The sequence below is a fragment of the Acinetobacter sp. G18 genome (assembly GCF_052660225.1).
Map to the genome: position 1 here is coordinate 1,903,331 of NZ_CP109658.1, position 23,178 is coordinate 1,926,508.

A 23,178-nucleotide genomic window follows, 5' to 3' on the forward strand; every position below is an offset into this window, starting at 1 on the left:
AACACTTCTATATTCTTTAAATTATTTTCTTTCTTTTACCATTTTTTTAAAATCTTCCGATTTAAAGTACTTAATGATCAGTTCACCATCATCATTTTTCTGTGCAGTTTCTGACGAATTTTTATAGTGGTCAAACTCACTATTAAACTTAAAATCTGGGGGAATTAACTTTGAAATAGACGGAAGTCTGGTTTCTCCACCAGTAGTGATTCTTTCAATGAATCCTGCTAGCCATAAAATATACTCATCTTTATTTTTATAACTAGGCATCAAACTAATATCAATTTTAACGGCGCACTGATCTAGTGGTTTGGTTAGACACTCTTCAAAATCAATGAAGTTATATTTAAGCTTAAACTTGGTGTCTTTAATTTCTTTACGAATCACTGCTATTAAGTTGTTTAGTTGTTCGGTGGGAATATTTGAAAAAAGATCTTGATCTTTAAATCGTTTATAAACCTTTTCAGCAATCATCAAATATTGGGGCATGTCCTATCTCCTTTTTACCTTCCTTCTTAGTCGGTTGCTTACTCAGCCTTTTAAAGAAGTATGATACAAAACATGTGTTTTCTTGTGATTCTTAAATATCTAAATGTAATTAATGTTTAGTTGTGAAATTCTATTGATAAATAATTCACAGTATTTGGACTGAAGATGTGGTGTGTCTCGGTTTTTAACGATAAATTTTTAGTGTTGGTAATAGCAGCTTTCAAAATACTTAACTACATCAATTTTAAAAAAAGAAGATAATCATTTTTAACTTTTGATTATCTTCCCTTATGTTTAAATCAATTTTCTAAATATATTGATGTGCTTCGCTTGGGAAAGAACCTTCTTTTACAGCTTTAACATATTCTTTAATAGCAGACTCAATACTTGATTGTCCTTTCATGAAATTTTTCACAAATTTTGCAGGCTTATCGTTTAAACCCAACATATCATGTAAGACCAATACTTGTGCATCTGTATCGGCACCAGCACCAATTCCAATTACTGGTATAGAAACTGATTGACTGATTTGTGTTGCAACAACAGAAGGCACACATTCAATCAACAGCATTGCTGCTCCAGCTTCTTCTAAATGCTTTGCTGTATTAATTAAATTTTTTGCTTGGTCTTCAGTTTTACCTTGAACTTTAAATCCACCCAAAACATTTACAGATTGAGGTGTTAATCCAATATGAGCACATACAGGTACGCCATTTTGAGTTAATTTATGAATTGATTCAGCAAGCCATGAATCTCCTTCGATTTTTACCATATGCGCTCCCGCTTGCATTAAAAGGCCAGCATTTTTTAGCGCATCTTCCAGCGTTCCATAGGTCATAAATGACATATCAGAAATAATAAATGCGTTAGTATTTCCGCTTTTAACACAAGCAGTGTGATATACCATTTGTTCAGTTGTTACAGGTAAAGTGCTGTCATATCCCTGTAATACCATTCCTAAAGTATCTCCAACTAGCAAAACGTCTACTCCTGCATTATTTGCGACCTTAGCAAAGGTAGAGTCATAACAAGTCAGAACAGCTATTTTTTGTTTTTGTTCTTTCATAGCTTTTAATGTCGTTAAAGTTATCGTTTTCATAGCTAATGATTCTAATCTTTAAAGAAGGATTTAAAGGTTAGTCTTTTTTGAAAGGTAAAATTTACCAAAAAATAATATATAAGATAACAGTATTAGAAAAATCTTCTAAAGATGAGATAAAAATTAATTTATTTTTCTTTATTATATTGATTAATATAATTACGATTTTTTCTTAATTTATGAATTATTATCAAAGGATTATGCACCCTTTTATTTTAAATTTTTTATTTTACAACTATTAAATTCAACTTGAATATTTAAAGAGATTTAATTAAAAAAATTATATATATTAATTATATAGATATATTTTTAACATCGTAAAAGATAAGCTTCACTTCTATTTTTTTCACTTTCTTTTTAGTTTCATAAAAATATGCAAAAAATAGTCAAATTGGTAATGTTAACCAAAATATATGACTAAATTTCATCAGATGTACGAGCAATATAGTACTATGGCCTTAAGTGCTTGGGGTTTTACTGATTTACCTTCTTATACAGACAGATACGATCCTAATGAGAAAGATATAGTGATAAAGACAAATAGTTGGTTGAATGATGATGCAGCAGAAGAAAAAACGCGTCAGGGTCTTACCGCCTTTGTAGCCCTCGATGATGCATTTATGAGTATCGCCTCACGTATATATGTCATTAGAAATGCCAAGGAAAGTATAGATCTACAATATTATATTTGGACTAATGATTTTGTAGGTAACCTGATTCTGCATGAGTTACTCAAAGCGGCAGATCGAGGAATAAAAGTTCGACTGTTAATTGATGATCAAAACGGTATAAAGCTTGATGGCATATTAAGAAGTCTTTTACAGCACTCCAACTTTGAAATCAGACTCTTTAATCCTTATAAATTTAGATACTTAAGAATATTTGATTATATTTTTCGCTTCAAAAAAGTGAATCACCGCATGCATAATAAACTTATTATTGCGGATGCCACGATTGCAGTAACAGGCGGTAGAAATATTAGTAGTGAATACTTTGAAGCAAGCAGTAAGTTTCAATTTACTGATATGGATATTTTGTTCTATGGAGATGCCGTAAGACATGCCCAAGCTGTATTTACTGATTTTTGGGAAAGTACCTTAAGTGTAAATGCAACTGATATTATTGGAACTTGTGCTGAGCATCATTTAAAAGCTCTAAGAGAGCATTATGAACAATTACATCATGAAGGCCAAAGCCTCACAGAAGATAAGCTTTATGATGCCCAGAGTTATTTAAAAGAGCTTTTAGAGCATAATCCTATTCAGTGGTCTAAAGCACACTTTGTGGCAGACTCACCCAAGAAGATTTTAGGAACAGCAACTGAACATGAAATGCTATATGGACAAGTCATGTCTATTATGGGTAAACCTAAGCAGCATTTAGAATTAGCTTCGGCTTATTTTGTACCAACCCAACAAGGTACATATTACTTAAAACAACTACGAGTTGAAGGAATTAAAGTTCGCGCGTTAACCAACTCTTTTGCCGCAAATGATGTTGCGATCGTACATGCTTTTTATAGTCAATACCGCGTAGAAATGCTTAAAAATGGTGTTGAGCTTTATGAGTTTAAACCTGTGCTAGAACGGCGGCGTAGAACTTGGTACGAAATCGTAACGGGTAGCGTTATACCAGCAAAAGGTAAAAATAAATCCAGTTTGCATGCTAAATTTTTTGATGTAGACGGCAAAGTATTTATTGGTTCTTTTAACTTTGACCCCCGCTCTACCTATTTAAATACCGAAGTTGGCTTAGTGATTGAGTCTAATCAATTACAAACCCAAATTTCCGTTATGTTAGATCAACACTTAACTCAAGTGGCCTATCAACTGAAATTAAATAGCGAAGGACAAATTGTCTGGCTCGATTACCAGTCGAATGGGCAAGTGATTGAATATAATAAAGACCCGGGAACTAGCCGCTTTCAACGAACAATGATTAAAGCTGTTTCTTACCTGCCTATTGAATGGATGATGTAATTTTTCAATATTACAAGAATCCGATTTTATTAAAGAATTGTTGATAGGCCTCTGCTTTTTTCTCAAGTGCTAAAGGATATGCTCTAGAAGAAGATGGTAACCGATATAAATCAATATCGCGGTCTGCAAAGTAGGTTGATGTCGATGTCCCAATTAAAGGTTTTTCCGTATTTTCAGGTAAAACTGAAATTAAGGTATCAGTGGCTTTATCGCCTGTCGTCATAATTGTCTGGCATAAAGGAATTTGCTGAAGTAAAGCAGCCAAGTCCGTTGGAATCACAATTTCCAGAAATTTATCGGAAGCATTACCCTTGAGCCGTTTAATTTGATAAGCCGTATCGAAAATAGCAATACCTGTTTCAGTTAAAAACTCTCGGATACGTTCTTCATTAAATGTTTTTTGACTTTCACTTAAGAAATAGGTTTTATCTTTGAAGAAAATTAAGCCAAAAATTCTCCACATATCATTTTGAAAATTTGGATAATAAAAATCCATCTTCCATTTATTACGAGGTGGTGGAAAACTCCCTAGCATTAGTAAACGAGCATTTTCAGGTAAAAATGGTTGTAGTGGATGGGTTTCTATCTCAATTATCATAAAAAATCAGTATTTACTTCAAAGTTTATAAATAACTTAACGCATTTTCAGATTAATCACGAGTCAATAAATGCAAATTCTGTTAATCAAAACGTTAAGTTATTCCATATCCTATTGTTGAGGTATGCTGATTTTAAAAATGCTATGTGAGTTCTCGTTGATGTAATCTACCCTTCCTTTATGTGCAATCACTAGTGCTTGTACAACCGAAAGCCCTAAACCAGTTCCACCTAATTCTTTATTTCTTGACTGCTCAAGCCGAAAAAAAGGATTAAATAATTCTTTATGATGCTCAGCTGAAATGCCTGGGCCTTCATCTTCTATTTCTAAAACCCAATATTGTTGATCACATTGGGTTGAAATTTTTAACTTGCCCGGATTTGCATATCGCGTGGCATTATCAAGTAAAGCAATTAAAACTTGTTCAATTCGTCTATGATCGCACTTCACTTCTGGTGCCTGAATATTGAAAGTTACTTTAAGTTGAGCAGTCTGTAGTTTTTCTTGAAACATATGCACGACTTTATAGGCAGTCTCATTAAAATTTATCGTTTCAATATTAAGTCTGAGCTGTTGGTTTTCAAAAAGACTTAGAGTGCGTAAGTCTTCCACAAGGTTTGATAAGCCTTCAACTTGACTCAGTAAATTTTTAAATAAAACCGGATCTGGTTTAAAAACACCATCGATAATACCCTGTAGCCGTCCTTGTAAAATGGTGACAGGTGTTCTTAGCTCATGTGCAATCGCAGCATTCCAGACATGAGCGTTCTGTACAGAAGTTTCAAGCTTTTGTGCCATATCATTAAAATTATGCATGAGTTCAGCAATTTCAGAAGTATGATGCATAGAGCTTTCTACACGTGCAGTTAAATCACCCTGACTAATTTTTTTTGCTGCATCTGCTAGTAGATTAATTGGAACAATAAAACGTTGAGCAAGTTTAATACCCAAAATAATGGAAAATGCCGTACCAAACAGAAGCACGGCGAACAGCCATATGCCGTCTAAATAGTGGAAAAATTCATCGCTTTCTTTTAATTTTTTAAGAGAAATAAGACCGACTTCGATCGCAACATAATAAGTACCATAACCTAATATGAGCGAACTCAACGTAACAATTAGACTGGTAAAGCTAAGTGCAATAATCAGTTGTTTACTAATGCCGGTTTTATTTTTCATACGGATTATCCAAACGGTAGCCTACTCCACGAACATTAATAAGCATGTTCTCTAAACCCAGCTCTTCCATTTTCTTTCGTAGCTTACTGACATGGCTATCAACAGTACGTTCAAGAGCATCCCGATCTGGTAAGCAATGATTCATCAGTTCCGAGCGGGTAAAAACTTTATGTGGATGAGGTAGCATCAACAGCAAAATTTTATATTCAGTTAGGGTCAAATTAAGCGCTTGTTGCTTGTTATCTAAATATATATAGGCAGTATGTATTTCGGTATTTACTTCAATATTTTTATAAATCAGATTTCGGTTAGACATTTGCTGATTTTGTTGGGTGCGCCGTAATACTGCTTGTACGCGTGCAACCACTTCATTGGGATTAAATGGTTTTACAACAAAGTCATCTGCCCCAATTCTTAGAGCCATGACTTTATCAATTTCTTGATCTAAAGCAGTCAACATAATTACAGGTGTGGCTGCTTTTTGCCGAATTTTATTTAGAACTTCCCATCCACTTAATTCGGGCATTTTTATATCAAGTATGACTAAATCAATAGGTTGAGTTGCATGTATTTCAATGGCCTGTTTACCATTCATGGCACGTACAACACGCATGCCTTCACGTTTTAAATAATGCTCAATTATATCGCCAATATCATAGTCATCTTCTACCACAAGAATAAGCTTATCCTGACAATTAAACGTAAAGGTTGACTCAAACATAGCAATAAAACGCGATAAAAATTTGATTTATGATACGCACATTTTTTCTTAAGTCTCCACACTTTTTCCACATATTAGCGATTTTGGTTACACACACATCAAAAATAATGTCAGCATCTAGAAGTCCATTAGGTGTTACAAAAGTGCAGAAGCATTTTTTAGTTCCATTCATATTCTCAATTAGTCTTGTTTTGCATGGCTGTGGTAAAGAACAAGCGACAGATCAAACACAAGCGCAAGAGGCTAAAGTCACCGTTTTAACAATTCAGCCACAGTCTGTGAACTTTAGTGAAAATCTACCTGCACGTGTTCAGGCTTTCCGTACAGCCGAAATTCGTCCTCAGGTAGGCGGTATTGTTGAAAAAGTTCTGTTCACCCAAGGTAGTGAAGTCAAGGCTGGACAACCTTTATATAAAATAAACTCGGAAATTTTTGAAGCTGATGTAAATAGTAATCGAGCTGGCCTAAATAAAGCAGAAGCAGAAGTTAATCGTTTAAAAGTACAACTTGAACGCTATCAACAACTCTTACCAAGCAACGCAATTAGTAAGCAAGAAGTAAGTAATGCCGAGTCGCAATATCGACAAGCGATTGCAGATGTTGCCCAAATGAAAGCTTTGCTGGCTCGTCAAAATCTTAATTTACAGTACGCCACAGTACGAGCACCAATTTCAGGCCGTATTGGTAAATCGTTTGTGACCGAAGGTGCTCTAGTCAGCCAAGCTGATAGCAATACAATGGCTACCATTCAACAAATTGACCGTGTTTATGTCGATGTAAAACAATCTATTGGTGAATATGAGCGCTTAAAGGAAGCTTTACAAAGTGGCGAGTTATCTGCCAACAATCAAAAAGGTGTACAAATCTTAAATAGTTTGGGACAGCCTTATAACGTATCGGCAAAAATGCTTTTTGAAGATATTAATGTCGACCCTGAAACAGGTGATGTCACTATCCGTATTGAAGTGTCTAATCCTGAACGAAAATTATTACCGGGCATGTATGTTCGCGTCAACATTGAACGCGCCTCTGTTCCTCAGGCTTTACTTGTTCCAGAACAAGCTATTCAGCGCAATATGAATGGCGACCCACAAGTTTATGTTGTAAATGCCAAAGGTAGTGCAGATGTACGCCCTGTAGAGCTAGGCCAACAATATCAACAATTTTATCTCATCAATAAAGGTCTAAATGCTGGAGATAAAGTTGTCGTTGAAGGGATTGAGCGTATTCAGCCCAACCAAAAGCTAGCGATTTCAGCATGGAAAGCCGCTTCGGCAGCAAATACGGTGAAGCAAGGAGATGCTAAATGATGTCTCAATTCTTTATTCGCCGTCCTGTTTTTGCATGGGTAATTGCAATTTTTATTATTTTATTTGGTGTACTGAGTATTCCAAAGTTGCCTATTGCACGCTTTCCAAGTGTTGCACCTCCTCAGGTGAATATTACGGCAAGCTATCCTGGCGCTACTCCTAAAACAATTAATGATAGTGTTATTACGCTCATTGAACGGGAAATGTCTGGAGTAAAAAATTTACTCTACTATAGCGCTACAACTGATTCGTCAGGGACTGCTGAAATTACTGCGACGTTTAAACCGGGTACTGATGTCGACATGGCTCAAGTTGACGTACAGAATAAGATTAAAGCGGTTGAAGCCCGCTTACCGCAAGTTGTTCGTCAACAAGGTTTAGCAGTCGAAGCATCATCCTCGGGCTTTTTAATGCTAGTCGGTTTAAACTCACCTAACCATCGTTATTCAGAAGTCGATTTAAGTGATTATTTAGTCCGTAATGTGGTCGAAGAGCTTAAACGTGTTGAGGGTGTCGGAAAAATTCAGTCTTTTGGTGCTGAAAAAGCAATGCGGATTTGGGTGGATCCAAACAAATTGGTTTCTTATGGACTCTCAATTAGTGATGTAAACAATGCGATTCGCAGCAATAACATTGATATTGCACCGGGTCGGCTTGGTGACCGCCCTTTAGTCAACGGGCAGCTAATAACAGTGCCGTTATCTGCCCAAGGTCAACTCGAAACAGTTGAACAGTTTAAAAACATTAGTTTAAAGAGCAATATTAGCGGAGCCCATATTAAGTTATCGGATGTAGCCGATGTAGAAATGGGCGCACAATCATATAACTTTGCAATTTTAGAAAATGGTAAACCTGCGACGGCTGCGGCAATTCAGCTTAGTCCTGGTGCAAATGCAGTAAAAACAGCTGATGCAGTAAAACAGAAACTTGATGAATTAAAACCAAACCTGCCTGAAGGTATGCAATTCAGTATTCCTTATGATACTGCGCCTTTTGTTAAAATCTCGATAGAAAAAGTAGTTCATACATTACTTGAAGCCATGGTGCTGGTTTTTATTGTGATGTATGTATTTCTTCATAATGTTCGCTACACCTTAATCCCTGCGATTGTAGCGCCAATTGCCCTGCTCGGCACCTTTACCATCATGCTTTTGACAGGTTACTCAATTAATGTGTTGACCATGTTCGGTATGGTGCTTGCAATCGGGATTATTGTCGATGACGCAATTGTGGTGGTGGAGAATGTTGAACGGATTATGGCAACGGAAGGCTTATCGCCCAAAGAAGCGACCTCTAAGGCCATGACAGAGATTACCAGCCCGATTATTGGTATTACCTTAGTGTTGGCGGCTGTATTTCTACCTATGGCTTTGGCAAGTGGTTCGGTCGGCATTATCTATCGTCAGTTTACGATTACCATGTCGGTTTCAATTTTATTCTCGGCATTTTTAGCTTTAACCCTCACTCCCGCACTTTGTGCAACGTTGCTAAAACCAATTGATGCTCATCATCAAAAGAAAGGTTTTTTCGCATGGTTTGATCGAAGCTTTGATAAGGTCACAAAAAAGTATGAAGTTATCCTGCTAAAAGTTGTTAAGCATACAATTCCGACTCTCATCATTTTTGTGGTGATTACAGGTTTGACTTTTGCTGGTATGAGATATTGGCCAACCGCTTTTATGCCTGAAGAAGATCAGGGCTGGTTTTTAACTTCGTTCCAATTGCCTTCAGATGCAACTGCTGAACGCACTCAAAAAATTGTTGAAGAATTTGAAGATCATTTAAATGAACAGTCTGATGTAACAAGCAATATTTCAATTATGGGTTGGGGATTTAGTGGTGCAGGTCAAAACGTCGCGCTCGCATTTACAACCTTAAAAGATTTTGGTGAACGTAATAAATCTACAACCGACTATACCAATTTCGTTAATGCAGAAATGGCGAAAAGTAAGGAAGGTACAACGATGTCAGTACTTCCTCCAGCCATTGATGAATTAGGTACCTCTTCAGGTTTTAGTTTGCGCTTACAAGATAAAGCAAATTTAGGAATGCCAGCTTTAATCGCAGCACAAACAAAACTCATGGAAATGGCGGCTCAAAACAAAAAGTTTTATATGGTTTACCCTGAAGGTCTGCCACAAGGCGACAATATTAGCTTGAAAATAGACCGTGAGAAATTAAATACCTTAGGCGTAAGCTTTGCTTCTGTTTCAGATATTATTTCAACTTCTATGGGGTCAATGTATATCAATGACTTCCCAAATCAGGGTCGTATGCAACAAGTGATTGTTCAAGCCAATCCACAATCACGCATGCATTTAAAAGATATTTTGAGCTTGAAAGTTGCTGGGGCAAATGGACAACTGGTGTCTTTATCTGAGGTGGTCACTCCACAGTGGAACAAGTTGCCGCAGCAATATAATCGCTATAATGGCCGTCCTTCATTAAGTATTGCTGGGGTTCCTAATATTGGAGTTTCTTCAGGCGATGCAATGCGAGAAATGGAAAAATTGATTGCCAAACTTCCTCAAGGAATTGGCTATGAATGGACAGGTATTTCTTTGCAGGAAAAACAGTCTGAATCGCAAATGGCATTTCTCATTGCTTTATCGATGTTGGTCGTATTCTTAGTGTTAGCTGCACTTTATGAAAGTTGGTCAATTCCACTTTCAGTTATGTTAGTTGTTCCTTTAGGTATTTTTGGAGCTATTTTGGCTATTATGTTAAGAGGAATGCCAAATGATATTTTCTTCAAAATTGGTCTGATTACTATTATTGGTTTGTCTGCCAAAAATGCGATTTTAATTGTTGAGTTTGCAAAAATGCTTAAAGAAGAAGGTATGAGCTTAATTGAAGCGGCGGTTGCGGCAGCGAAGTTACGTTTACGTCCAATTTTAATGACTTCTCTTGCCTTTACTTTTGGTGTGATTCCGCTGGTAATTGCAAGTGGTGCAAGTTCTGAAACCCAGCATGCGTTAGGGACTGGCGTGTTTGGAGGTATGATTTCTGCGACAATTCTGGCTATATTTTTCGTACCGGTCTTCTTTATTTTTGTGTTGGGAGCAGCAGAAAAACTATTTTTAAAGAAGAAAACTAACTCATAAAACTCATTGAGGCGAGACAGTTAAGTGTTTCGCCTCAATCATTTCTTTTATATTCATCTAAAGCCAAATTATTTAAGAGTTTAACACCTTAAAGACTTTACCTGTTCTAGGATGAGCAAAGGTATTGTCTTGATCTAAATTGATGACTTTGTCTGAAATCACAATCTTAGAAAGAGGTAACCAGTTTTGTTGTATTTCACTTGAAGCCAAATTTTTTTCAAATGTATTTTCGAAAATTTGTTCTACTACAATTTCCATACCGCACATACTTTTCGCATTAACTTCTTTTAAAATATGACGTTTAGACATTTTAGTCTCCATTTTCTTATTCTTAACATAAAAAATAATAGAGTTTGTTTTGCTACAATGTGTAAAATTTAACATTTAAAGTGTTCTTTTTGTTTTATTAAATATGTCTCAAATAATTAAATGAATAATAAAATTTTATATAACATGAAATTTATTTTTAAATTAACTTATTAGTCTTATTTTTATTTTAGATAAAGTTAATTTTAAATATTAGAAGGGTTCACTGATGAACCCTTATGAAGTTCTAAACTTGTACCGCATTATCGAGTGAACTATCATCTTTAACTTTGTTATTATCTTTATTAATTAATGAGTCAGTGTCACTACCTGTGCTAAAGCTCTTACTATTTTTCTGCTTTTTCTTGTACATGCACATGCCAATTGCAATACCTGTTCCTAGTACTAAAATTGATTTTAACATTTTACACCTCTTTAATCGACGGAGAAACTTTTTATAAATCAGCTTAAATTAATAGCACATTCTTTGTTATTTAAGGGCTTTGATTTGAACCGCTTTTGTAAGGTATTTAATTTTTATGTTAATTGAAGAGTGTAATAGTTTCAAAAATAAATTTTCATACAAAGCAAAAAGCCTATTCTAAAAAAGAATAGGCTTTCTACTGTATTTCAGGATTAAGCAGTATTATTAATTGCTTGAAGCAATATTATTTATCTTTGAATACAACTTAAATGTATTTAATGCTGAACTTTTAGTCAAGATAGTAAAGAGATGATTTGCAGTTAATTAGTAAATTCTGTGATGAAATTCTCATTTTTTATAACCAATAAAAAACGCCCATTTCTACTTCTCAAGAAAAAATGGGCGCAAGTGAAAACCACTAAAGACCTGAAATACCAAATGTTCTTACATTCAGTAATATTGATTCTAGTTAATTTACCGAATGGTTGACAATTAAACCAGTTGTACTTTTTCTAGTCATTTCGGCCAATAAAAAATGTAAAATAATTCGCTATTTTCAATAAGTTTAGCGATAGATTATTCATCTAAAATACGATTAAGCACAGTCAACCAGTTAGAAAAACAGATTTTTTCTATGATTTCATGCGAATAGTGCCTTTTTTGCATTCTCTCGATGAGTAGGTGTAGTCCTCTTACATCTCCAATTTCATGACTAATAAGCGCCCCATCAAAGTCGGAACCAAAACCAACATGATCTATCCCTATTTCGTCTATTAAATATTCTAGATGTTTTAAAATGATATCAATGGATGTGTTTGCATCACGCTGTCCATCTTTACGTAAAAAAGCCACATCAAAATTTAATCCAACTATCCCTTTAGAGTCTCTGATCGCTTTGAGTTGGTCATCTGTCAGATTTCTGGCTTGTGGACATAAGGCATGGACATTCGAATGAGTCGCGACAATGGGCTGTTGAAGAATGTTAGCGGTATCCCAAAAAGCTTTTTCGTTCATATGGGAAACATCAACCACCATTTTTTTATCAACACAGCGCTTTATAAATGCTTTCCCCTCGTGTGTAAGGCCGGCTCCCGTATCTGGTGAATGTGGAAACTTAGCATTTAAACCATGTCCAAAACGACTAGGTCTATTCCAAAGCGGCCCGATGCTACGAAGCCCTGCATCATAAAATACATCGAGTAAATCTGGATTAAGTTGTAGTGCTTCGGCGCCTTCCATATGCAATACAATGGCTAACTTTTGTTTTGCTAAGCAGTGCTGAATATCCTGAACAGTTGTGCAAATTTGAATGTCATTAGAATACTCGGCGAGTTGTTTTGCTAAATCGAGTTGTTCCAGACAAATTTGTTCAATTTGCTGTTGTGTGAAGTCAGATGAAGTTTGGTCAAAAAGCTTATTAGGATGGTGCTGCTGAACATAGGCAAAAGGTGGTAAGAAAATAGCAAACATACCGCCAACAAAACCCGCTTCTTGACAGCGTTTTAAATCGAGATGCCCTGCTAAACGTTCCTGAATAAAAGCTTGAGCAGGATTGCGATGATCGCTTAACCAAAGGCGCGTTAGTACATCATTATGACCATCAAAAACAGGAATTGAGCTATGGTTCATATTTACGTTCTCACCACTATTCATCTGCAATATTTTGAACAGGAATGTTTTGCTGAACCGTAAATTGCTTTGAATTTTTAGTATTACGGAACACTAGTTTTTCTAGAGAGGAATCGAGTTCACTCTCGGCACGTGCCTGTTCAATCAGCTGATGATATGGCGATTTACCACAGACAGGGTCTGCATTGCTTGCATCGCCTGTTAACATATAAGCTTGGCAACGACAGCCGCCAAAGTCACGGTCTTTATCTGGGCAACTACGGCAACCTTCTGGCATCCATGCATCGCCACGGAAGTGGTTAAAACCTGTAGATTTATACCAAATATCGGAAAGGCTTTGTTCACGAAAATTTGGGAAAGAAATAGGTAACTGTCTAGCGGCGTGACAAGGCAAAGCCATACCATCTGGAGCTACCGTAAAGAAAATTTTGCCCCAGCCATTCATACAGGCTTTTGGTCTTTCTTCGTAATAGTCAGGCACCACAAAAATAAGTTTGCAAGGATGATTTTTTGCTTTTAACTGGTCGCGATATTCATTGGTAATACGCTCTGCACGTATGAGTTGTTCTTGTGTTGGTAATAAACCTTGACGGTTTAAAAATGCCCAACCATAAAACTGACAAATAGCTAACTCGACTGTATCTGCATTAAGTTCAAGGCAAAGCTCGATAATTTTATCAATCTGGTCAATGTTATGTCGATGAATCACAAAATTAAGAACCATCGGATAATCATATTCTTTTACCAGACGACACATTTCATACTTTTGTTCAAAAGCATGTTTTGAACCTGCCAAAGCGTCATTAACAACTGGGTCACTTGCTTGAAAGCTAATTTGAATATGGTCTAGGCCAGCTTGCTTTAAATGGGAAATACGCTGTTCGGTAAGGCCCATACCAGAGGTAATGAGGTTGGTATAAAACCCAAGTTGGTGCGCATGTGCTACAAGCTCTTCTAGATCTTGACGTACTAAAGGCTCACCACCTGAAAACCCGAGTTGCACAGAACCCATTTGACGCGCTTGATCGAAAACGTCAAACCACTCTTGTGTGGTCAATTCATTTTTGTGCTGTGCATAGTCTAAAGGGTTTGAACAATATGGACATTGTAGCGGACAACGATACGTTAGCTCCGCTAGTAGCCATAATGGTAAACCAACACCATTGGTCATATAAAATCAATCCAGTGCTGTTGCTGGGCAACTAACATGTAATCAATAACATCGTTGTCAATTTCAGCTATATCGCCAAATTGTTGTTTGAGTTGGGCAATAATGGCAGAAACGTTATTTTTCCCATCAATATACTGTCCAATAGCCCCTGCACTTTCATTTAACTTGATCATGCCTTCAGGATATAAAATCACAAAACCATTTTGAGCGGGTTCAAATTGGAAACGATAACCTTGTCGCCATGTCGGCACAAGATTTACATCAAATTGCTCTTTATTCATTTAAATAGTCCTTTGTGCCATACCCGTTCTTGAGTCACGCTATGATACGGTGCTTCATTGTGTACATATGCCAGTGTTAAGGCATCTAAAATGCTCCATAAAATATCCAGTTTAAACTGCAATATTTCTAGCATTCTTTGTTGTTGTTCATGAGTAGTAAATGAATCAAGCGTGATTGTTAAACCATGTTCAACATCACGGCGTGCTTGACTTAAACGAGAGCGGAAATATTCATAGCCCTTGTCATCAATCCAAGGGTAATGTTGTGGCCATGATTCAAGGCGAGACTGATGAATTTGAGGTGCAAATAATTCAGTTAAAGAGCTGCTTGCTGCCTCACGCCATGATGCACGACGTGCAAAATTTACATAGGCATCTACAGCAAAGCGAACACCTGGCAAAACCAATTCTTCGGAAATCACTTGCTCACGACTCAAACCAACAGCTTCTGCCAAGCGTAGCCATGCCTCTCGACCACCACCGTCAGGATATTCACCATCTTGGTCAATCATGCGTTGAATCCATTCCTGACGCACGCGCTGGTCTGGACAATTTGCCATAATCGCGGCATCTTTGAGTGGAATGTTGATTTGATAATAATAACGGTTTGCAACCCAAGCCTGAATTTGTTGCTGAGTCGCTTTACCTTCATACATCATTACATGAAATGGATGATAGATATGATAATACTGACCTTTATCAATAATAGCCTGTTTAAATTGTTCGGTTGTTAAAGCTTCAGGTGTTTGTGTCATAGCGCACCTTAGAGTTCGATCTGCATGCCATCATAGGCAACCTCTACACCATTTGCCTTTAGTTCGGCAAACTGAGCGGAGTCTTCATTTAAAATTGGATTGGTATTGTTAATATGAATCAGCACTTTTTGGGGTGTATTGAGTTGGTTCAAATAAGACAACGAACCACCTTCACCACTAATGTATAAATGCCCCATTTCACGGCCAGTTTTTTTACCTACACCCGTTTGCTGCATTTCATCATCGGTCCAGAGAGTACCGTCAATCATGACACAATCTGAATTTTGCATAATCTGCATGATTTGATCGTCAATCTTTCCAAGCCCTGGCGCATAAAACAACTGTTTTTGTGTTTTATGATCTTTGATGATTAAAGCAATATTGTCGCCTTCATGCGGGTCATGGCGATGTGGTGAATATGGTGGTGCAGCGCTTTGAATAATTAAAGGTAAAAATTCTAGATTTTCGAAACCATCAATTCTAAAAGCTTGTTTAGGATTAATTTCATTGTATTGAAGACCTCCATTCCAGTGCTTCAACATATTAAAGACTGGAAAACCTGTGGTCAGGTCTTGATAGACCATTTCAGTACACCACACTTTCATTGGGCAGCCTTCACGTAGAGTTAAAAGTCCAGTGGTATGGTCAAGCTGGCTATCCATTAAAATAACGTTGGTAATGCCCGTGTCACGTAATTTACGCGCAGGTTGAGCTGCTTTAAAGTCAAATAATTGCTGACGGATATCTGGTGATGCGTTTAATAAAATCCAGTCTACGCCGTTTTCTGAAACCGCAATTGAAGATTGAGTACGCACTTTGGCATTCATCGTACCTGTACGGACACCATGACAATTAGGACAATTACAATTCCACTGAGGGAAGCCGCCTCCAGCTGCTGAACCTAAAATATAAATATACATAAAATTAATATCTTATTAGAAAGACATAAGCCCTAGAACAAAACTAGGGCTTATGACAGATTTGAATAGAAATAATTAACGTGCTTCAAAGTACATTGTTACTTCAAAACCAATACGTAAATCAGTGAAAGCTGGTTTTGTCCATTGCATAAATTTTTCTCCAGTCAGGATTAATGTTGTGAAATGAATCACTTGATCAAATCTTATAAAGCAATTAAAAATTTATTCTAATTAAAAATGTCACGTTTGTAGATAAGGTTGGTACAAGATATTGTTCGATAATTGTGTTTTTTGTCCAAATTTTAATAACTCCTTATCAATCAAAGGCAATTAAAAAAGCCATAGCAAATGAATATTCTGCTATGGCAGATGTTTTACACGGCTAAGTTCATTAAGTGTTGCTGCGCAATATAAAGCTCTTGCCCTTCTTTAGGCTGACATTGCACCCAAGTTCCATCGGCTTGTAATTCCCACGCTTGACGATTGTCTTTTAGATAATTGTTTAGTCCATCTTCAATCACTTGTTTCTTTAATTTTTTACTTTCGATTGGGAAACAAGTTTCGATACGAGAGAACAAATTACGTTCCATCCAGTCTGCACTAGCGCAAAACACTTTTGTATCGCCATCATTATAAAAATAGTAAACCCGAGTATGTTCTAAATAACGGCCAACAATTGAACGTACCCGAATATTATCTGACAGTCCTGTAACTTGTGGTCTTAAACAGCAAATGGAACGAATAATTAAATCAATTTGTACACCTGCTTGAGAGGCTTTATAAAGCGCGCTGATGAGCTGTGGTTCAGTAAGCGCATTCACTTTAATGATGATATGTGCCTTCTTGCCAGCAAGACTATTTTTAATTTCCTGCTCAATAAGCTCTAGCAATTGAGAGTGCAAGGTAAATGGTGCATGAAAAAGTTTTTTAAGCTTTGCCATTTTTCCCATACCAGTAAGTTCTTGGAAAATCTTATGCACGTCTTCACAAATTTCAGCATCACTGGTAAGTAGGCCAAAATCGGTATAAATTTTGGCATTCACCGCATGGTAGTTGCCTGTACCTAAGTGGACATATCTTTTCATTTTGTCTTGTTCACGGCGAACAACTAAAATCATTTTAGCGTGAGTTTTATAACCAACAATGCCGTAAACCACAACTGCACCTGCTTCTTGCAATACGTTAGCTACTTCAATATTGGACTCTTCGTCAAAACGTGCCCGTAACTCAATGACCGCAGTAACTTCTTTTCCATTACGTGCAGCTTCTGCAAGAAGTTGAATGATTTCCGAGTTCGCTCCACTACGGTATAAGGTTTGTTTAATTGCCAAGACATTTGGATCTTGGGCAGCTTCCCGAAGAAACTTGATGACAGGTGCAAATGAGTCAAACGGATGATGAAGTAAAACATCCCCTGCTTTTAACACATCAAAAATTGGCTTTTTGCTATAGAGGAGTTTTGGTAAAACTTGTTGATACGGTTTATAGCGTAAATCTGGCAAATCAAAGTTTGAAATAAAACGGGCTAGGTTGACGGGACCATCGACGTAATAAAGATGTTCAGCATCTAAATCAAATTGCTCTAATAAATAGTTTGCAATTTCTTCAGGACATTTTTTTGCAACTTCCAAACGAACCGCTTGACCAAAACGGCGTGAAGATAACTCACCTTTTAAAGCCACGGCCAAGTCTTCTACATCTTCTGATACGGTTAAATCGGCATTTCGAGTAACACGAAATTGATGACAACCTGTGGCTTTCATGCCCGGAAATAAATCTGAAATGTGCTGATGAATAATAGCCGAGAGCAAAATGTAATGTTCTGCACCACCAGAAATATGTTCGGGAATTTTAACCAGTCTTGGTAAAGAGCGTGGTGCCGGCACAATAGCTAAATCAATTTGTCGTCCGAAAGCGTCTTTGCCTTCCAAAGTCACAATAAAATTAAGACTTTTATTAACTAACCGTGGAAATGGATGTGCTGGGTCTAAACTAATTGGAGTAACGACAGGTTGTACTTCTTTGAAAAAGTATTCTTTAATCCAGTCTTTATGCTTTTCTAATATATCGCCATGCTGAATAAAATGAACGCCATAGCCTTGTAGCTGTGGCAACAAGGTATAATTTAAAATGTTATATTGTTCTTCAACGGCTTCATGCGCATTTTTCGAAATTTGTTTTAATACTTCTGCTAATGGCAAGCCTTCTGGCCCAGTTGCTTGACTCATTAAGCTAATTTTCTGGATTAAACTTGCCACACGGATTTCGAAAAACTCATCCAGATTGCGCGAAAAAATGATTAAAAAATTTAAACGTTCAAGTAATGGATGTTCAATATCTTTGGCCTGAGCAAGCACTCGCTTATGAAACTCTAATAAAGAGAGTTCTCTATTAATATACGTTTCTAAATTATGCTGGTTTGGGCTAGATAATGTAGGTAATGATGTCATTCTTGACTCTTATAATTGATAAAAATTGTACATGAATAAAAAAGATTAATTTAATAATGTATAACCGATTTTATTCACCGGACATTTTGTAACTATTTTATTGCAAATTCATGAATTTTTTATGAAAACCTTAAAAATTACGATCTATTTTAACCTTTTGCTTGTTTCCTTACGTTTATGGGTATCTATTATCATCTTAGCATTAATTTTTTAAAGATCATCTGATTTTGATAAAGATTTAGTTTTCATTAAATATTCATATAGTATGCGTATTTTTTATGCATCTTAATTCACCAATTGATAAAAAATGACGACTTTAAATATATTATTTAAGACAACATCTTTATGTCTGGCAATGGCTTTATTAGCTGGTTGTAATGATAACAATGACAGTGATTCAAATACATCTGCACCCCGAAGTAACCAGACGGTCGATATTTTAGCTTTTAACGACTTTCATGGAAATTTAGAACCACCTAAACGCTATGTTGATGCAACTAACCCAAATGATGCATCTCAGACAGTACGTATTCCAGTTGGGGGTGTGAGTTACTTCGCAGACGCAATTAAGAAACTTAGAGCTCAAAACCCTAATAATGCTGTTGTTTCAGCGGGTGACTTAATTAGCGCTTCCCCACTCACTTCTTCGTTGTTTTTAGATGAACCTACGATTGATGTCATGAATGATATTCAAATTGACTTTAATGCTGTGGGTAACCATGAATTTGACCGCGGTACAGATGAGTTACGTCGTTTGCAAAATGGTGGCTGTCAACAATACACAAGTACAGCACCCTGCCAAATTAATAAAAACTTTAGTGGTGCAAAATTTAACTTCCTTGCCGCCAACGTTGCAATGAAAAACGATGCAAGCAAAACAATTTTTCCAGCTTATAAAGTCAAAACTTATGGCGGAATTCCAGTTGCATTTATTGGTTTAACACTTAAAGCAACTCCAAGCATTGTATCTGCAGCTGGTATAAAAGACGTTGAGTTTCGTGATGAGGCCGATACGGTAAATGCCCTCATTCCTGAACTACAAAAACAAGGAATTCAGGCTTTTGTGGTGGTAGTCCATGAAGGTGCAGCACCAAGTACTAAGCTTAATCAAAAAACATGTGATGGTTTAAGTGGACCTATTTTAGGTATTTTAGATCGCTTAAATCCAGCAGTTGATATTGTTGTTTCAGGTCACACGCATCAATCTTATATTTGTGACTATGCAACTAAAAATCCGGCTAAACCGTTCTTACTGACTTCCGCTGGCCAATATGGCACGCTGATTACCGATATTAAGATTGAGCTAGATGGTAAAACTGGTGACATTATTAAAAAAGATGCTAAACAAGTTCCGGTTCAAAGTGAGGCCTATACTTCAGGTACAACCACTGTAAGCCTTACAGATCTTTATCAAAAATTTAGTAAGACACCAAGTATCGAAGCGATTTTAGACAAATACCGTCAGGCAGTAACGACCATTTCTGGACGCGTGGTTGGAACTTCAACGGCCGTCGTGAGTCGTACACAGGCTGAAAGTGGTGAAAGTCCGCTAGGCGATATGATTGCTGATGCACAACAAGCCTCTGCTCTTAAAGCAAGCGACCAAGGTTCAGACTTTACACTCATGAACCCAGGTGGTGTACGTGCCGATCTACTGATTAACAGCAGTAACCAAATTACCTTTGGTGATATTTTTGCTGTTCAGCCTTTTGGTAATTCGATTGTGACGCTGAGTTTAACCGGTAAACAAATTCGAGATGTCCTTGAGCAACAATGGTCTGGTGGAAATGCAAGTTCACCTAAAATTTTACAGCCATCTAAAGAGTTAAGTTATCAATATTCGGCAAATACAACTATTTCACCGAGAGCAAGCAATATTATGGTGGCAGGCTCTCCATTAGTTGACATCAAGGTGTATCGCGTAACAGTCAATAGCTTCTTGGCAGATGGTGGTGACAACTTTACTGTGTTAAAAGATGGTCAGAACCGTGTTGGTGGTGGTCAAGATATTGATGCCTTTGAAAGCTATGTTGCTAAAAATTCACCACTCATTATTCCGGCTACAACTCGAATTAAAGTCATCAAATAATTTCATTTAATGACGTATAAAGGACAGTACGAAGCTGTCCTTTATTTTTTTATATGAAAAGCTAAAAGCGCTTTTATTCAGTATAGAGATTAAGTTCTACACTGCTGATGTCTGCTCCAGTATTTGCAAAAATAATATCCATAACTTCATGCAATAGTTCCTTCACTTTTTCATGCTCAAAACTTGAGGTTTCAGCAGTTTTTAGGCAAATCAGGTTACAACTCATTTTATCTTTTCTGAGTTTATAAATACTTTTACTTTTTCCCAGAAACACTCTTTTAACGAGTTTGCGATTTTCAAACTCAGATAAAATTCGGTAAATGGTGCCTAGTGTAATTTTATATTCATTTTTAATTTGTGCATAAATGCTATCCGCACTTAAGCCATGTGGGTTCTGATTTAAAATTTCAAAAACCTGTATTCTCGATTTTTTTATCGGTAGTCCATTTAATAATGATTTTGATATTGTCGTCATGTTAATTAACCTTAAAGTTTAGAAATATAGAAAGTTTTAAAATTATTTTGTCTATATTTACCTGAAAATTATGGATATTTACTCACTAAAAAGCTCAAAGCCTATTCCCCTATGAATAAGCTTTGAGCCTAGATTTAACTTAGAAACTATAAGTCGCTTTCACAAAGTAATTGCGGCCATAAAGTTTGGTATTAAAAGTTTTGTTTTTATCTTCCAAGTCAACATCGGTCAAGTTTTTTACACCGTAGTCCAGTGTTAAACGTGGCGAAATTGGCGAGGTAAACGTAAGGTCATAGGTCGTATAAGCTGGTAACTCCTTAGTTGCAGAGTACATTTGTTTGCCTACATAACTCACGCCTGCATTTACACGAAAGTCTTGAACTGGTGCCCAAGAAATAGAGCCATTGGCAAGCCATTCTGGTCGTTCAGTTAAGTCTTTACCTGTAGTTTTGTTTTTCGCATCCAGATAAGTTGCGTTTGCCTTAACACCTAAATTGTCAGTGAAATCATATCCACCTGTAAGCTCAACACCTTTGAGTTCTGCACGACTGACATTGGTCCAGATTTTTCTAAAATCACCTACTAAACGCGGGTCCCCATTACTCAAGGTAATGGCTTCAATCAAGTTCTTCACATCGTTTTGGAAAACTGTAACGCCAGCATTCCAGTTTGGACGTGTCACAATTAAGGATGCTTCATAGTTTGTACTTTCTTCTGGCGCTAGGTTTGGATTACCTCGAATGTGGCAACTACCTCCACATGAAATCATCGAGTAGTTAATATCTAGCTGAGCAGGTGCTGGTACCTTATAAGCTTGTCCCACACCACCTTTAAGTATGACTCCTTCAGCGAGTTGATATGCTAAATAGGCTTTACCCGTCGTTTTACCATCAAAGTCATCAAAATCGTCGTAACGACCACCTAATGTTAAGGTAAGTGCATCATTAATATGGGTATCGTTTTGCACAAAAATGCCATAACTTTTTTGCTGGTTTTTCCCTGTGCCGATATAACTTACGACATCTGTAATTTTCTGATCTTTATAATCAAAACCACTGGTCGTATTATTCATGAGCCAGTCAAAGTTGGCAAAAGCACGGCCAATTAAATTTTCTTGTTTATAGTGACGGCTTTGCGGCGCATCGTACTCACTGTCATAGTCATAGATTTTAGCTGTTTCTTTACCAATATAAGCTTCTGTTTTACCCCAAGCCCATTTACCACGGTGAGCAATGCCTACATTGGTTCGCTTCATTTCAGATTCTTGAATAGATGTAGCTGCATCTTGCGTCAGCGGGCGTTTATCGTTGTTATAACCCAAATCTAAATCTAGAGTTTGCTGATCATTAATATTCCAGCTTAAAGTACCATTTACATTCTTGGTGTCTTTTTCTACAAAATATGCACCGTCCGGATCTGGTTTGCCTTTTCTATACCACGCATCACGGTTATAGGCATCACCTGCCAGAGTGAAACTTAAATTATCGGTTAAACCACCATATAGGTTAAATCCATAACGGTACTGGTTTTTACCATCGCCTCGGTCTGCTCGGTTATATTGACCAAAAATAGAACCATGTAATTGTCCATCTTCTGCTTTTTTAGTAATGATGTTAATGACACCGCCCATCGCATCTGCGCCATAGAGTGATGACATAGGCCCACGAATCACTTCAACACGCTCAATGCTATTTAAAGGAATTGCGCTCCAGTCAAAATCATTACCTCGCCACATTGCTCCCAGAGAAGATGTTCTTTTTCCATTGATTAGAATTAAAGTATAACTACCAGACGTATCTTGCATCCCTCGGATAATAATTTTGTCCTGTCCACTGTTATAGTTATAAACCCCTGCTTGTTTTTGTAAAACGTCTGCAAGGCTCAGTGCTGCACTACGTTCAATATCTTCACTTGTGATGACACTAATCGATGCGGGTGCTTTATCTACATCTTGTTCTTTTAAAGCAGCAGAAACCACAATAGTTTTAAGTTTTTGAACAGGTTCATTTGTACCCTGTTGCTCAATATCTGTATTTGCTTGGACTGCGAATGGAAGCAGTGTTGAGAGAGCGACCACCAGCGCCTTTTTCGTTAATGTCATTTCTCGGTCCTTATATTTTATAACGATTACCATATGATAATTGTTATCATTTATGATGTGCCGAGCATGATAGCCTCATGACTTTTATTGTTCAAGAT

General features: G+C 36.8%; 20 protein-coding genes. 4 read left to right on the forward strand and 16 right to left on the reverse strand.

The genetic code is table 11. The annotated features are described in order from the left end of the window. Positions 1–21: 21 nt before the first annotated feature. Positions 22–489, reverse strand: a complete 468-nt coding sequence (locus NE363_RS09080) for a hypothetical protein (RefSeq protein WP_004701645.1) — start codon at positions 487–489, stop codon at positions 22–24. A gap of 307 nt (positions 490–796) precedes the next feature. Continuing rightward, a complete protein-coding gene (gene panB, locus NE363_RS09085) occupies positions 797–1,588 on the reverse strand; it encodes a 3-methyl-2-oxobutanoate hydroxymethyltransferase (RefSeq protein ID WP_445536328.1) in 792 nt (263 codons plus the stop codon). Between the two features lie 413 nt (positions 1,589–2,001). Here panB and NE363_RS09090 point away from each other — a divergent pair, with 413 nt between their 5' ends. Beyond that, a complete protein-coding gene (locus tag NE363_RS09090) occupies positions 2,002–3,567 on the forward strand; it encodes a phospholipase D family protein (protein WP_100192906.1) in 1,566 nt (521 codons plus the stop codon). A gap of 10 nt (positions 3,568–3,577) precedes the next feature. On the opposite strand, the gene NE363_RS09095 is transcribed toward NE363_RS09090, so the two are convergent. The 3 genes from NE363_RS09095 to adeR form a co-directional block, all read right to left on the reverse strand. Continuing rightward, complete coding sequence (locus tag NE363_RS09095) at positions 3,578–4,165, reverse strand: uracil-DNA glycosylase family protein (RefSeq protein ID WP_445536329.1); 588 nt, start codon at positions 4,163–4,165, stop codon at positions 3,578–3,580. A gap of 111 nt (positions 4,166–4,276) precedes the next feature. Then, positions 4,277–5,344 (reverse strand): two-component sensor histidine kinase AdeS, encoded by a 1,068-nt coding sequence (gene adeS / locus NE363_RS09100; RefSeq protein ID WP_191001644.1) that lies wholly within the window; start codon positions 5,342–5,344, stop codon positions 4,277–4,279. Then, a complete protein-coding gene (gene adeR / locus NE363_RS09105) occupies positions 5,334–6,065 on the reverse strand; it encodes an efflux system response regulator transcription factor AdeR (RefSeq protein ID WP_086496781.1) in 732 nt (243 codons plus the stop codon). The genes adeS and adeR overlap by 11 nt, the downstream gene beginning before the upstream one ends. 143 nt (positions 6,066–6,208) lie before the next feature. Here adeR and NE363_RS09110 point away from each other — a divergent pair, with 143 nt between their 5' ends. Both NE363_RS09110 and NE363_RS09115 read left to right on the forward strand, forming a co-directional pair. Beyond that, positions 6,209–7,375, forward strand: coding sequence for an efflux RND transporter periplasmic adaptor subunit (locus tag NE363_RS09110; RefSeq protein ID WP_445536330.1), 1,167 nt, complete (start codon positions 6,209–6,211; stop codon positions 7,373–7,375). Continuing rightward, positions 7,372–10,479, forward strand: a complete 3,108-nt coding sequence (locus tag NE363_RS09115) for an AdeB/AdeJ family multidrug efflux RND transporter permease subunit (protein ID WP_445536331.1) — start codon at positions 7,372–7,374, stop codon at positions 10,477–10,479. The genes NE363_RS09110 and NE363_RS09115 overlap by 4 nt, the downstream gene beginning before the upstream one ends. A gap of 72 nt (positions 10,480–10,551) precedes the next feature. On the opposite strand, the gene NE363_RS09120 is transcribed toward NE363_RS09115, so the two are convergent. The 9 genes from NE363_RS09120 to ppk1 all read right to left on the reverse strand — a co-directional run bounded on the left by NE363_RS09120 (position 10,552) and on the right by ppk1 (position 18,415). Then, positions 10,552–10,788 (reverse strand): hypothetical protein, encoded by a 237-nt coding sequence (locus NE363_RS09120; RefSeq protein WP_019459145.1) that lies wholly within the window; start codon positions 10,786–10,788, stop codon positions 10,552–10,554. Between the two features lie 244 nt (positions 10,789–11,032). Then, positions 11,033–11,209 (reverse strand): hypothetical protein, encoded by a 177-nt coding sequence (locus NE363_RS09125; protein WP_151821048.1) that lies wholly within the window; start codon positions 11,207–11,209, stop codon positions 11,033–11,035. A 576-nt stretch (positions 11,210–11,785) separates the two neighbouring features. Beyond that, the gene (locus tag NE363_RS09130; protein WP_445536332.1) at positions 11,786–12,838 is read right to left on the reverse strand and encodes a dipeptidase; all 1,053 of its coding nucleotides are present in this window, start codon (positions 12,836–12,838) and stop codon (positions 11,786–11,788) included. 16 nt (positions 12,839–12,854) lie between these two features. Next, the gene (gene pqqE / locus NE363_RS09135; protein WP_445536333.1) at positions 12,855–14,009 is read right to left on the reverse strand and encodes a pyrroloquinoline quinone biosynthesis protein PqqE; all 1,155 of its coding nucleotides are present in this window, start codon (positions 14,007–14,009) and stop codon (positions 12,855–12,857) included. Next, positions 14,006–14,290, reverse strand: a complete 285-nt coding sequence (gene pqqD / locus NE363_RS09140) for a pyrroloquinoline quinone biosynthesis peptide chaperone PqqD (protein WP_039253697.1) — start codon at positions 14,288–14,290, stop codon at positions 14,006–14,008. The genes pqqE and pqqD overlap by 4 nt, the downstream gene beginning before the upstream one ends. Beyond that, positions 14,287–15,045: a pyrroloquinoline-quinone synthase PqqC gene (gene pqqC, locus NE363_RS09145; RefSeq protein WP_000195110.1), complete on the reverse strand. Its 759-nt coding sequence runs from the start codon at positions 15,043–15,045 to the stop codon at positions 14,287–14,289. The genes pqqD and pqqC overlap by 4 nt, the downstream gene beginning before the upstream one ends. Before the next feature lie 8 nt (positions 15,046–15,053). Further along, the gene (pqqB, locus tag NE363_RS09150; protein ID WP_445536334.1) at positions 15,054–15,965 is read right to left on the reverse strand and encodes a pyrroloquinoline quinone biosynthesis protein PqqB; all 912 of its coding nucleotides are present in this window, start codon (positions 15,963–15,965) and stop codon (positions 15,054–15,056) included. Positions 15,966–16,040: 75 nt separating this feature from the next. Then, positions 16,041–16,115, reverse strand: a complete 75-nt coding sequence (pqqA, locus tag NE363_RS09155) for a pyrroloquinoline quinone precursor peptide PqqA (protein WP_001982218.1) — start codon at positions 16,113–16,115, stop codon at positions 16,041–16,043. A 224-nt stretch (positions 16,116–16,339) separates the two neighbouring features. After that, a complete protein-coding gene (ppk1, locus tag NE363_RS09160) occupies positions 16,340–18,415 on the reverse strand; it encodes a polyphosphate kinase 1 (protein ID WP_445536335.1) in 2,076 nt (691 codons plus the stop codon). Between the two features lie 307 nt (positions 18,416–18,722). Here ppk1 and NE363_RS09165 point away from each other — a divergent pair, with 307 nt between their 5' ends. Continuing rightward, complete coding sequence (locus tag NE363_RS09165; protein ID WP_445536336.1) at positions 18,723–20,504, forward strand: bifunctional metallophosphatase/5'-nucleotidase; 1,782 nt, start codon at positions 18,723–18,725, stop codon at positions 20,502–20,504. 73 nt (positions 20,505–20,577) lie between these two features. Here the strand turns inward: NE363_RS09165 and NE363_RS09170 are convergent, their stop codons facing one another. After that, complete coding sequence (locus tag NE363_RS09170; RefSeq protein WP_004701669.1) at positions 20,578–20,979, reverse strand: transcriptional repressor; 402 nt, start codon at positions 20,977–20,979, stop codon at positions 20,578–20,580. A 139-nt stretch (positions 20,980–21,118) separates the two neighbouring features. Continuing rightward, a complete protein-coding gene (locus NE363_RS09175) occupies positions 21,119–23,080 on the reverse strand; it encodes a TonB-dependent receptor plug domain-containing protein (RefSeq protein ID WP_445536337.1) in 1,962 nt (653 codons plus the stop codon). Positions 23,081–23,178 lie beyond the last annotated feature (98 nt).